10 protein-coding genes are annotated in these 12504 nt (G+C 75.1%); 9 read left to right on the top strand and 1 reads right to left on the bottom strand.

The window, feature by feature from the left end; all coding sequences use genetic code 11:
* Nucleotides 1-156: 156 nt before the first annotated feature.
* The 9 genes from ACYVO2_RS03625 (at nucleotide 157) to ACYVO2_RS03585 (ending at nucleotide 9548) form a co-directional block, all read left to right on the top strand.
* Complete coding sequence (locus ACYVO2_RS03625; protein WP_461006078.1) at nucleotides 157-882, top strand: AMP-binding protein; 726 nt, start codon at nucleotides 157-159, stop codon at nucleotides 880-882.
* Between the two features lie 32 nt (nucleotides 883-914).
* A complete protein-coding gene (locus ACYVO2_RS03620; protein WP_461006077.1) occupies nucleotides 915-2138 on the top strand; it encodes an amidohydrolase family protein in 1224 nt (407 codons plus the stop codon).
* Nucleotides 2139-2264: 126 nt separating this feature from the next.
* Nucleotides 2265-2678: an NUDIX hydrolase gene (locus tag ACYVO2_RS03615; protein WP_461006076.1), complete on the top strand. Its 414-nt coding sequence runs from the start codon at nucleotides 2265-2267 to the stop codon at nucleotides 2676-2678.
* Nucleotides 2679-2790: 112 nt separating this feature from the next.
* On the top strand, nucleotides 2791-3366 hold the full coding sequence (locus ACYVO2_RS03610) for a TetR/AcrR family transcriptional regulator (protein ID WP_461006075.1): 576 nt from the start codon (nucleotides 2791-2793) through the stop codon (nucleotides 3364-3366).
* Between the two features lie 218 nt (nucleotides 3367-3584).
* Nucleotides 3585-4145 carry an NAD(P)H-dependent oxidoreductase gene (locus ACYVO2_RS03605; protein WP_461006074.1) on the top strand — a complete coding sequence of 187 codons (561 nt, stop codon included), beginning with the start codon at nucleotides 3585-3587 and terminating at the stop codon, nucleotides 4143-4145.
* A 147-nt stretch (nucleotides 4146-4292) separates the two neighbouring features.
* Nucleotides 4293-5213 (top strand): TIGR03619 family F420-dependent LLM class oxidoreductase, encoded by a 921-nt coding sequence (locus tag ACYVO2_RS03600; RefSeq protein ID WP_461006290.1) that lies wholly within the window; start codon nucleotides 4293-4295, stop codon nucleotides 5211-5213.
* A gap of 32 nt (nucleotides 5214-5245) precedes the next feature.
* Entirely contained in the window at nucleotides 5246-6046 is an 801-nt protein-coding gene (locus tag ACYVO2_RS03595) for an SDR family NAD(P)-dependent oxidoreductase (RefSeq protein WP_461006073.1), read from the top strand.
* 476 nt (nucleotides 6047-6522) lie between these two features.
* Entirely contained in the window at nucleotides 6523-7650 is a 1128-nt protein-coding gene (locus ACYVO2_RS03590; protein WP_461006072.1) for an LLM class flavin-dependent oxidoreductase, read from the top strand.
* Nucleotides 7651-7823: 173 nt separating this feature from the next.
* Nucleotides 7824-9548, top strand: coding sequence for an N-acyl-D-amino-acid deacylase family protein (locus ACYVO2_RS03585; RefSeq protein WP_461006071.1), 1725 nt, complete (start codon nucleotides 7824-7826; stop codon nucleotides 9546-9548).
* A 44-nt stretch (nucleotides 9549-9592) separates the two neighbouring features.
* On the opposite strand, the gene ACYVO2_RS03580 is transcribed toward ACYVO2_RS03585, so the two are convergent.
* Nucleotides 9593-12217 (bottom strand): bifunctional FO biosynthesis protein CofGH, encoded by a 2625-nt coding sequence (locus ACYVO2_RS03580; protein WP_461006070.1) that lies wholly within the window; start codon nucleotides 12215-12217, stop codon nucleotides 9593-9595.
* Between the last annotated feature and the right edge of the window lie 287 nt (nucleotides 12218-12504).

The following is a 12504-nucleotide window of genomic DNA, read 5'->3' as shown; positions in this document are numbered from 1 at the left end:
GGGGCGTGTGCGGCGATCCCGCCTGTCAACGCCATTGAGCTGGATCCGAGGGTACGCCAGTGGACCATCCGCCGCCTTACCGCCGGAGGTCCCCGCCTCGCGCGGAAACGATTCGCAGTCAGGTTCGCACGCACGGAAAGAGTTGGCCGGAAACCGATGCAGCCCATAACCGCCTTCCCTCCCTCCACCGCGCACCCGAGCAGCACGCTGGGCGGCCTGCTGCGCCGCCGCGCCTCGGCCTGCCCGCAGGCGCGGCCGTATCCGGGCAGCGCACTGACCCTGGACCGGCTGCACCGGCGCGCCCGCGCCGTGGCTGCCGGGCTCGGCCGCGCCGTCCCGCCGGGCAGCCGCGTGCTGCTCGCCTGCCCGAAGGGTGAGGACTTCGCCGGGGCGCTGTTCGGTTGCGCCATGGCCGGAATGGTCGCCGTTCCGCTGCCCGACCCCGGGGATTCGGACACGCCCGCGTGGAGCGGGGGCGTGGACGTGGCGTCCGTGGAGCGCGCGGTGGCCGGTTGCGCGCCGGCCGCGCTGCTGACCGCCCCTGTGTGGTCGTACCAGTTGGGCGACCTCGGCGGGACCCGGGTGGTGGTCGCGGACGAGACCCATGTGGACGGGGAGCCCGCCGCCGCGCTCGCCGCCGCGTGGCGGCCCGTCGGGGTGCTGCCGACGGCGGGCGCCTACCTGCGGTACGCGCCGGGCCGCGCGGTGGAGGCGGAGTTCACCCACCAGGACGTGATGGCGACGCTGCTGCTGCTCTCCCGCACCGCGCGGCTCGGCCTGGACGCGCGGCACCTGGGGTGGCTGGCGCTGGTGCACGGCATCGAGCAGGCGTGGGCGGCGCTGCTGCCCGTCTACCGGGGGAGCGACACCGCACAAAGCTGACGGCTCGTCAGTTCGGCGCTACCGTGAACGCCATGGACACCTTCCCGGAGATCGTCTCGGTGGACGACCACACGGTCGAGCCGCCCCACGTCTGGCGGGACCGCCTCCCGTCGAAGTACCACGGCGTCGCGCCCAGGATCGTCCGCGCCCCCCTGAAGGAGATGACGTTCGTCGGCGGCAGGTTCGCCCCGGTGATGGGCGCCCCCGGCGACGAGGGGCCGGTCGCCGACTGGTGGGTGTACGAGGACCTGCGCCGCCCGCTGACCCGGCTGGACACCGCCGTCGGCTACCCCAGGGACGAGGTGCGCCTGGAGGCCATCACCTACGAGCAGATGCGCCCCGGGTCCTATTCGGTGCCCGAGCGGCTCGCCGACATGGACCTCAACCACGTGCGGTCCGCGGTGTGCTTCCCCACCTTCCCGCGCTTCTGCGGCCAGACCTTCACCGAGGCGAGGGACCGCGAGCTCGGGCTGCTGTGCGTGCGCGCCTACAACGACTGGATGGTCGAGGAGTGGTGCGGCCCGGCCGGGGGCCGCCTGATCCCGCTGACCATCGTCCCGCTGTGGGACGCGGAGCTGGCCGCCGCCGAGGTGCGCCGCAACGCCGGGCGCGGGGTGCGGGCGGTGTGCTTCAGCGAGATCCCGCCCAACCTGGGCCTGCCGTCGATCCACACCGACCACTGGGACCCGTTCCTGCGGGCCTGCGCCGAGACCGGCACGGTGGTGGCGATGCACATCGGCTCGTCCTCCCGGATGCCCTCCACCTCCGCCGACGCCCCGCCCGCGGTCGGCTCCACCATCACCTTCGCCAACTGCTGCTTCTCGCTGGTCGACTGGCTGATGTCGGGGAAGTTCGACCGCTTCCCCGGCCTGCGGGTGATGTACGCCGAGGGGCAGATCGGCTGGATCCCCTACATCCTGGAGCGCGCCGACGTGGTGTGGGAGGACAACCGCGCCTGGGGCGGCGTCGCGGACAAGGTGCTGCGCCCGCCGTCGGAGCTGTTCGCCGAGCACGTCCACGGCTGCTTCTTCGACGACGCCCACGGCCTGCGGAACCTGGACGCCATCGGCGTGGGCAACGTCCTGTACGAGACGGACTACCCGCACTCGGACTCCACCTGGCCCAGGTCCCGCGAGGTCGCCGAGGCCCAGATGGGGCATCTGCCGCCGGAGGTGGTCGAGCGCGTCGTGCGCGGCAACGCGATCGAGCTGCTGGACCTGACCGGGGACGGGCTGTGGAAGGGGGCGGCCGCCTGACCGCCGCCGCACGGCGTGGCGGGGCGGCGGCGCAATCTGATCCAATCACCGTATGAACTGCTGCACGCACACCCGGCCGAAGCCGCCCCACGGGACCCGGGGAGAGTCCGGGCGGGAGGCCGGGGCGTGAGCCGCCCCGGGCCGCGGGTGATCGACAAGGTGGCCTGGATCCGGGTGGAGGACGGGCGGATCCTGAGCACCCGCTCGCACGGCAAGGACGTCCACTACGTCCCCGGCGGCAAGCGCGAGCCCGGCGAGAGCGACCTGCGGACCCTGCTGCGCGAGATCCGCGAGGAGCTGACCGTGGCCGTGCTGCCCGAGACGGTCCGGCCCTTCGGGGTGTACCGCGCGCAGGCCCACGGGCACCCGGCCGGGGTCCTGGTCCGCATGGCGTGCTACACGGGGGACTACACGGGCACCCTCGCGCCCAGCGCCGAGGTGGCGGAGGTGGTCTGGCTGACGTACCAGGACCGGGAGCGGGTCTCCCCCTGCGACCAGTTGATCTTCGACGACCTGAGGGCGGCGGGGCTGCTGCGGTGAACCGGGGCGGCGCGGCGGCCCGCGGTCCCCGCCGCCGCTCGGCGGACAGACCGGTCTGTCAGTACGCTGGTGGGGAGTCCGTACCGCCGACCCTCACGCCCGGAGGCCGCCCATGACCACCACCTCGCGGCGGCCCGCGCGGGAGCGGATCCTCCAGACCGCGGCGCGGCTGTTCTACGCCCACGGGATCCGCGGTGTCGGCGTGGACCGGATCATCGCCGAGTCCGGGGTCGCCAAGGCCACCCTCTACAGCCACTTCCCGTCCAAGGACGCGCTGGTGCTCGCCTATCTGCGGCAGGAGGACGTCGCCTGGCAGGGGCAGTTGCGGGCGGCGGCCGAGGCGGCGGGGGACGACCCGGGCGAGCGGCTCGTCGGGATGTTCGACGCGGTGAGCGTGAGCTGCACCGTCGACGACTTCCGGGGGTGCGCCTTCCTCAACGGCGCCTGCGAGTCGGAGTCGGAGTCGGTGGTGCACCGGGCGACCGCGGAGCACAAGCGCGCCGTGCGCGCCTGGGTGTGCGAGCTGGCGCGGGCGGCGGGCGCGGCGGACCCGGAGCGGCTGGCGGTCCAACTGACCCTGCTGGTGGACGGGGCGATGGCGGCCAGCACGATCGAGTACTCGCCCGAGGCGGGCATCGCGGCCAAGGAGGCCGCGCGGGTGCTGGTCGCCGCCGCCTGCCGGAAGTAGCGCGCGGGCCGGCGCCGGCCCGGGACTTCGGCCTTGGTCTCTTCGGCCTTGGTCTCTTCGGCCCCTGCTGCACACCCTTTCGAACAGACAGGTCTGTCTGGTAATTTCTCTCTCGGGCGCTGACCGGACAGAACTGTCTGTCCGGAACGGAGTGCCGCTCCGTGCCCTCGCCGTCCTCCCGCGGCTCCGCGCCGCCGTCCACGAACGGAGAACCCGCCATGTCCGCGGCCCCCGCCACCCTGGTCGTCCTCGCCCACCCCACCCTGTCCGCCGCCTCCCGGGTCAACGCGGCCATGGGCGAGGCCGTCCGCGACCTGCCCGGCGTCACCCTCCACGACCTGTACGCGACCTATCCGGACGGGCGCGTCGACGTCGAGCGGGAGCAGGCGCTGCTGCGCGCGCACCAGCGGATCGTGCTCCAGTTCCCGTTCTACTGGTACTCGATGACCCCGCTGCTCAAGCAGTGGATCGACGAGGTGTTCCTGCCCGGCTTCGCCTACGCCTCCGGGGGTGACGCCCTGCGCGGCAAGGCCCTCCAGGCGGCCGTCTCGGTCGGCGGCGGGCTGGACGACTACGGGCCGGGCCGGGAGGTCCCCTACACCGTGGAGGAGCTGCTGCGCCCCCTGGAGCTGACGGCGCAGTACACCGGCATGCGCTACCTGGAGCCCGTGCTCCTCTACGGCGCCGAGGGCAGGCTGGGCGACGGCGAGATCGCCGAGCACGCCGCCCGCTACCGCGCGCTGCTGAGCGCCCCAGCCGAGGAGCCCGTCGCGGCCTGAGGCCCGGCCCGCCACGGGGGTGCGGGCCCGGACCGGGGGGCGGGGGCCTTGCCTGACGCATCGTCAGATACGACGATGGGCGGCAGCGCGCGTCCCGCCCCCGCCCCCGAGGAGGCCGCCGTGGTGCGGATCCTGCCGCCCGGCCGCATGGTGCACGGCCTGCAACTGCCCGTGCAGGCGCTCAGCCCCCTGTTCGCCGAGGAGTGGGAGGCCGGCGCGGGCCCGGCCGAGCTCGCGTCGGTGGCCCGGGCCGCCGACCGGCTCGGCTTCTGGTACGTGGCCGTCTGCGACCACGTCGCCGTCCCCCGCCGCCTCGCCGACGCCATGGGCACCACGTGGTACGACCCGGTGGCCACCCTCTCCTGGCTCGCGGGCGTCACCGAGCGGGTGCGGCTGCTCGCCCACGTCGCCGTGCCCGCCCTGCGCCACCCCCTGGTCACCGCCAAGGGCTACGCCACCCTCGACCACCTCTCCGGCGGGCGGCTGGTGCTCGGCGTGGGCGCGGGCCACGTGCCCGAGGAGTTCGCCGCGCTCGGGGTGGACTTCGCCGGGCGCGGACGGGTCCTCGACGAGGCGGTGGACGCGCTGGACGCCGCGCTGCGCGAGGAGTTCCCCGAGCACCGCGGGGAGCGGTACGCCTTCTCCGGCCTGGGGCAGCGGCCCCGCCCCGCGCAGCGCCCCCGCCCGCCGATCTGGGTCGGCGGTTCGTCCCCCGCCGCGCTGCGCCGGGCCGCCCTCAAGGGCGACGGGTGGCTGCCCCAGGGGGACCCCAGGGCCGTGCTGCCCTCCCGCATCGCCCGTCTGCGCGAGCTGCGCGAGCGGGCCGGGATCACCGAACCGGCCGACATCGGCGCGATCGCCGAGCCGCTCTACGTCGGCACGCCCTCCTGGGACGTCGGCCGCCGCACCGTCACCGGCCGCCCCGACCGGATCGCGCGGTCGCTGCGCGCCTACCGGGAGATGGGGGTGGGCCAGCTCCAGGTCCGCTTCCGCAGCCGGTCCCCCGCGGAGCTGCTCGACCAGATGGAGGCGTTCGCCGGCTCGGTCGCGCCCCACCTGAACACCTGACGGCACGGCGACGGCACGGAAGGGAGACGGGCATGGGCAAGCTGGACGGGCGCGTGGTGCTGATCACCGGCGCCGCCCGCGGCCAGGGCGAGCAGGAGGCGCGGCTGTTCGCGGCCGAGGGCGCGCGGGTGGTGCTCGGCGACGTCCTGGACGAGCGGGGCGCGCGGGTCGCCAAGGAGATCGGGGAGGAGCTCGGCGAGGAGCGGGCCGTGTACGTCCGCCTCGACGTCGGCCGGGAGGAGGACTGGGAGCGGGCGCTCGCCGCGGCCGACGAGGCGTTCGGCAAGCTGGACGGGCTGGTCAACAACGCCGGGATCGTGCGCTTCAACGAGCTGGCCGCCACCCCGCTGGAGGAGTACCTGGAGGTGGTGCGGGTCAACCAGGTCGGCACGTTCCTCGGCATGCGCGCCGCCGCGCCCGCCATCGAGGCCGCGGGCGGCGGCACCATCGTCAACACCGCCTCCACCGCGGCCGTGTCCGGCATGGCGTTCCTCACCTCGTACGCCGCGAGCAAGGCCGCCGTGCTCGGCATGACCCGGGTGGCCTCCATGGAGCTCGCCCCCAAGGGCATCCGGGTCAACGCCGTGTGCCCCGGCGGCGTGGACACCCCCATGGCCCGCGGGGAGGGCCTGCCCGGGGCGCCGCCCCCCGACGCGGAGACGGAGCGGGCCAACCGGGCGTACTACGCCAAGCGCGTGCCGCTCGGCCGGATCGGCAGGCCCGAGGAGGTGGCGGCGCTGGCCCTGTTCCTGACGTCGGGGGACTCCGCGTACATCGCGGGCCAGCCGTTCGTGATCGACGGCGGGTGGACGGCGGGGCTGCCGCTGTTCTAGCCCGACCGCCTGCCCCCGCCCGGCGCGGCGGGCGGGGGAGGAGCACTGCGCGCCGGGCGGGGGCGCGGCGGGGCGGGGGACGGGAGGGGCGGGGACGGCCCGGCCCCCCGCGCCGGCCGGAGGACCACCGGCACCCGCCGCCTGTGGCCGCGCCGCCGTGACCCCGCCGCCGCGACCGCTCCGGAACCCGGCCGTGCCGCCCGACGGCCCTCCTCCGCCCCCGCCGTGCCCGGCGACCACCGGGCGATCCGCCCCGCCCGCCCCCGTCCCGCCGTCCTGCCCGTCCCGCCGCCCCGCGCGGCCCTCTGCCCGCCCTGGCAGCCTTGCCGCCCGCCGCCCCGTCCCCCGCCCGGCGCGCCCCCCGCCTCCCCGCCCCGCCCTCCCTCTATTGACGCCGCTGCCCCGCGGTGCGAGAGTCGAGCGCAAGGAGATCTGACGAGGCGTCAGATAAGTGCGAGCCCCGGACGGTGACCCCCGTGGAATTCGGCATCTTCGTGCAGGGATACGTGCCCAGGAGCCGCTCCGAGCGGGACCCCGAGGCGGAGCACCACGCGCTGATGGAGGAGACCGAGTACGTCATCCAGGCCGACAGGTCCGGCTTCAAGTACGCCTGGGCCAGCGAGCACCACTTCCTGGAGGAGTACTCGCACCTGTCCGCCAACGACGTGTTCCTCGGCTACCTCGCCCACGCCACCGAGCGCATCCACCTGGGCTCGGGCATCTTCAACCCGCTGCCCCAGGTCAACCACCCCGCCAAGGTCGCCGAGCGGGTCGCCATGCTCGACCACCTCACCGGCGGGCGGTTCGAGTTCGGCACCGGGCGCGGCGCGGGCAGCCACGAGATCCTCGGCTTCCTCCCCGGCATCGACGACATGAACCGCACCAGGGAGATCTGGGAGGAGACCGTCGCCGAGTTCCCGAAGATGTGGCTCCAGGACGAGTACCAGGGCTTCCGGGGCACCCACTGGTCCCTGCCGCCCCGCAAGGTCCTGCCCAAGCCGTACGGCGGCGCCCACCCCGCCATGTGGTACGCGGCGGGCAGCCCCTCCTCGTACGCGATGGCCGCCCGCAAGGGGCTCGGCGTGCTCGGCTTCTCCATCCAGAAGGTCTCGGACATGGAGTGGGTGCTGGAGTCCTACAAGACGGCGATCCGCGAGGCCGAGCCGATCGGCGCGTTCGTCAACGACAACGTCATGGTGACCTCCACCGCCATCTGCGCCGAGACCTCCGCGCGGGCCCGGCGCATCGCCGCCGGGGCCGGGTTCCACTACCTCCAGTCGCTGCTGTTCCGCTACCACGACACCTTCCCGCGCCCCAAGCACATCCCGCAGTGGCCCGAGCTGCTGCCGGAGTACACCGAGGAGATCGTGGACCTGCTGATCGCGCAGGAGCTGATGATCTGCGGCGACCCGGACGAGGTGCTGGCCCAGTGCAAGCGCTGGGACGCGGCGGGCGCCGACCAGCTCGCGTTCGGGCTGCCGTCCGGGGTGTCGTACGAGGACACCATGACCACCATCCGGCTGGTCGGCGAGCACGTGATCCCCAGGATCGACACGGACCCGGTGCACCGCACCACCAGGATGCGGCAGGCCGCGGGCCACTGACCCGCGGACCGCCCACCCGCGGGCCACCGACCCGCCCCCGACCGACGGCGGTCCCGGTCCGCCGTCCCTCCCCCCGGCCGGCCGGCGCCCGGAACGCGGCCATGGCGGCGCCCCGGCCGGGGGGCCCGCCCGCCCGCGCGGCGCGGAGCCGACGACCCGAGGAGGGCAGTACCTTGCTCGACCACCTGATCAGGCGCGCCACCGTGGTGGACGGCACGGGCGCCCCCGCGTACACCGCCGACGTGGGCCTGCGGGACGGGCGGATCGCCGTGGTCGGCGACCGCGTGGACGAGCCGGCCAGGTCCGCCGAGGACGCCGAGGGGCTGGTCCTCGCCCCCGGGTTCGTCGACCCGCACACCCACTACGACGCCCAGTTGTTCTGGGACCCGTTCGCCACCCCCTCCCTGAACCACGGCGTCACCACCGTCGCCGGCGGCAACTGCGGCTTCACCCTGGCGCCGCTGAGGCCGCGGGACGCCGACTACACCCGCCGCATGATGTGCCGGGTCGAGGGCATGTCCCTGGCCGCGCTGGAGGAGGGCGTGGAGTGGACCTGGGACGGCTTCGGGGAGTACCTGGACGCGCTGGAGGGCCGGATCGCCGTCAACGCCGGGTTCATGGTCGGGCACTGCGCGCTGCGCCGCTACGTCATGGGCCCCGACGCGATCGGCGGGCAGCCCACGCCCGCGCAGCTCGCGGCCATGGTGGAGCTGCTGCACACCTGCCTGGACGCCGGCGCCTGGGGGCTGTCCACCACCCAGTCCGCCACCCACTCCGACGGCGACGGGCAGCCCGTGGCCTCCCGGCACGCGGGACGCGAGGAACTGCTCGCGCTGTGCGCGGCGGTCGGCGACCACGAGGGCACCCAGCTCGAGGCCATCGTCGCCGGGTGCCTGGACCGGTTCGCCGACGAGGAGATCGACCTGCTGGCGGACCTGAGCGCCGCCGCCGGGCGCCCGCTGAACTGGAACGTGCTGACGATCGACTCCGCCGTGCCCGACCGGGTGCCGCGCCAGTTGGCGCCCAGCGAGCGGGCCAGGCGCGCCGGCGGCCGGGTCGTCGCCCTCACCATGCCGATCCTCACCCCCATGAACATGTCGCTGGGCACCTTCTGCGCGCTCAACCTCATCCCCGGCTGGGGGGAGGTCCTCGCCCTGCCCGTGCCCGAGCGCGTCGCGAGGCTGCGCGACCCGGCCGTCCGCGCCGGGATGCTGCGCCGCGCGGACAGCCCCGAGGCCGGGGTGTTCCGGCGGCTGGCCGACTTCGGGCGGTACGTCATCGGCGACACCTACTCCCCGCGGAACGAGGGCCTGAGCGGGCGGGTCGTCCGCGACATCGCCGCCGAGCGGGGGCAGGAGCCGTTCGAGGCGCTGGTGGAGATCTGCGCGGCCGACGACCTGCGCACCGTGCTGTGGCCGATGCCCACCGACAACGACCCGGAGAGCTGGGAGCTGCGCCGCAGGACCTGGGAGCACGAGGACGTCCTGCTGGGCGGCTCCGACGCGGGCGCCCACCTGGACCGGATGTGCGGGGCGCCGTACACCACCCGGTTCCTCGGCGACTGCCTGCGCGGACGGCGGCTGGTGCCGCTGGAGCGGGCCGTGCGCATGCTCACCGACGACCCGGCCCGCCTGCTGGGCCTGCGCGGCCGCGGCCGGATCGCGCCGGGCTGGTGGGCCGACCTGGTGCTGCTCGACCCCGAGCACGTCGGCGCCGCCCCCGCCCGCCTCGTCCACGACCTCCCCGGCGGCAGCCCCCGCCTGGACTCCCGCCCCCAGGGCGTGCTCAGCGTCCGCGTCGCCGGCGTCGAGACCATCCGCGACGACAAGGTGACCGGCTCCCTACCCGGCCGCGTCCTCCGCTCGGGCCGCGACACGGAGACGGTGGGGACGCGGTAGCCGCGGCCCCCGGGCCGTCACCCCGCCCGGTCGGCCCCGGACGTTCAGCCCTCCACCACCGGCAGCAGCTCCGGGAGGTGGCCGTCCGAGGACAGGGCCGCCGCGCGGCGCTCCTCGGGGACCTCGCCGTAGGTGGTGGTGCGCTGGCGGGCGGGGCGGCCGGCCGCGGCGGCGATGGCCTCCAGGTCGCGGATCGAGCGGTAGGAGCCGTAGGAGGAGCCCGCCATCCGGGAGATCGTCTCCTCCATCAGCGTCCCGCCCAGGTCGTTCGCGCCCGAGCGCAGCATCTCCGCCGCGCCCTCGGTGCCCAGCTTCACCCAGCTCGTCTGGATGTTCGGGATCCGGCCGTGCAGCAGCAGGCGCGCCATCGCGGTCACCGCCCGGTTGTCGCGCATGGTGGGCCCGGGGCGGGCGATGCCCGCCAGGTACACCGGCGCGTTGGTGTGGACGAACGGCAGCGTGACGAACTCGGTGAAGCCGCCCGTCTCCTCCTGGACGCGGGCCAGCAGCCGCAGATGGCCCAGCCAGTGCCGCGGCGCGTCCACATGGCCGTACATCATCGTGGAGGACGAGCGGATGCCCAGCCGGTGGGCCTCGGTGACCACCTCCACCCAGGTCGCCGCGGGCAGCTTGCCCTTGGTGAGCACCCAGCGCACCTCGTCGTCGAGGATCTCCGCCGCCGTGCCCGGGATGCTGTCCAGACCCGCCTCCTTGGCCGCCGCCAGCCACTCCCGGATCGGCATGCCGGTGCGGGCGGCCCCGTTGACGACCTCCATCGGCGAGAACGCGTGCACATGGATGCCCGGCACCCGCTGCTTGACGGCCCTGGCGATGTCGAAGTACACGGTGCCGGGCAGGTCCGGGTGGATGCCGCCCTGCATGCACACCTCAGTGGCGCCCACGTCCCACGCCTGCCGCGCCCGCTCGGCGACCTGGTCGAGGGAGAGGGTGTAGGCGTCGGCGTCGGTGCGCCGCTGCGCGAACGCGCAGAACCGGCAGCCGGTGTAGCAGACGTTGGTGAAGTTGATGTTCCGGGTGACGCAGTAGGTGACGGTGTCCCCGACGGTGTCGCGCCGCACGTCGTCGGCGATCCGGCACAGCGCGTCCAGGGCGGGCCCTTCCGCGTGCAGCAGCGCCAGCGCCTCGTCGTCGGTGAGCCGGGTGGGGTCGTCGGCGGCGGTGGCCAGCGCCGCGCGGGCGTCGGCGGGCAGCCGCTCCGGGACGGCCCCGGCGGCGACCTGCTCGCGCAGGGCGTCCCAGTCGCCGTACACGTCGGAGAAGTCGCCGCGGCGGTCGCCGGTGCGGCCCTCGGTGTCGATGGCGGTGTGCAGGTCGGTGCGGCCCGAGGCGGCGCCGAGGGAGTCCTCCGGCTCCTGCCAGGGCAGGCCGCGTGGGATCCGGCCCTCCACGGCCAGGCCGGTGGCCGGGTCGGCGAGCGCGGTGACGTGCGGCAGCACCCGGGGGTCGAGCCACGGCTCGCCCTGCCGGACGTACTCCGGGTACACCGTCAGGCGCTCGCGCAGGGTGAAGCCCGCCGCCGCGGTGACCGCCGCCAGGTCGTCGATGTGCGGCCACGGGCGCTCGGGGTTGACGTGGTCCGGGGTGAGCGGGGACACCCCGCCCCAGTCGTCGATGCCCGCCCTGATCATCAGGGCGTGCTCGTCCCCGACGAGGTTCGGCGGTGCCTGCACCCGCGCCCGCGGACCGAGCAGCAGCCGGGCGACGGCCACGGCGGCGGCCAGCTCCTCGAGGTCGGCGTCGGGCGCGGAGCGCATCGCGGTGCCCGGCTTGGCCCGGAAGTTCTGCACGATCACCTCCTGCACGCCGTGGTACTGCCGGGCCACCTTGCGGATGGCGAACAGCGACTCGGCGCGCTCGGTGTACGTCTCGCCGATGCCGATCAGGATGCCGGTGGTGAACGGCACGGCGGACCGGCCCGCGTCCTCCAGCACCCGCAGCCGCACCGCGGGCTCCTTGTCCGGCGAGCCGTGGTGCGGGCCGCCCGGCTCGGACCACAGCCGGGTCGCGGTGGTCTCCAGCATCATGCCCATGGACGGCGCGACCGGCTTCAGCCGCTGGAAGTCCGTCCAGGTGAGCACCCCGGGGTTGAGGTGCGGCAGCAGGCCTGTCTCCTCCAGCACCCGCACCGCCATGGCCCGCACATAGGCGAGGGTGTCGTCGTAGCCGTGCGCGTCCAGCCACTCCCTGGCCTCGGGCCAACGGTCCTCCGGCCGGTCGCCGAGGGTGAACAGGGCCTCCTTGCAGCCGAGCTCCGCGCCCCGCCGGGCGATGGCGAGGACCTCGTCGGGGGAGAGGTACATCCCGTGCCCGTCACCGCGCAGCTTGCCGGGGACGGTCACGAACGTGCAGTAGTGGCACCGGTCCCGGCACAGGCGGGTGAGCGGGATGAACACCTTGCGGGAGTACGTGATCACTCCCGGGCGCCCCGCCGCCTCGAGCCCGGCGTCCCGCACCCGGCCCGCGGCCTCGGCGAGCCGGGCGAGGTGCTCCCCGCGGGCCTGGAGCAGCACCGCGGCCTCGGCCACGTCGAGCGCCACCCCGTCCGCGGCCCGGCGCAGGGCCCGCCGCATGGCGTTGTCCGTCGGGGCGGCGTCGGCGTTCGCGTCGCGGCGCGGGTCGGCCGGATTCGTCGGGTGGCTGCTGGTCATGGTCGTGTCCCCTCGGCAGTGCAACCGGTCGAGCATATGCGCGACCGCCCACGGCATCGACGACGCCGCGGTCTTCTTCCCCCTCCGCCCGACCCGGCGGCGCCCGGCGTCGGTATTCCGCCGCGGCCGTCCGCGCGCGCCGGGCGCCTCTTCCGGGCACCTCCCAGGACGACCTGCGAGAGAAACGTTTCTTCGGGGAGGGGTGCGTCACACCACCGCGCCGGGGAGGCGACCGGGCCCCGGCTCTTCCCCGACCGAGCCCGCGCCGAGCCCCCGCAGAGCCCTCG

The organism is Streptomyces capparidis (assembly GCF_054782095.1).
The sequence above is the reverse complement of the archived record's forward strand: the minus strand, read 5'-3'. Positions and strand labels throughout refer to the sequence as shown.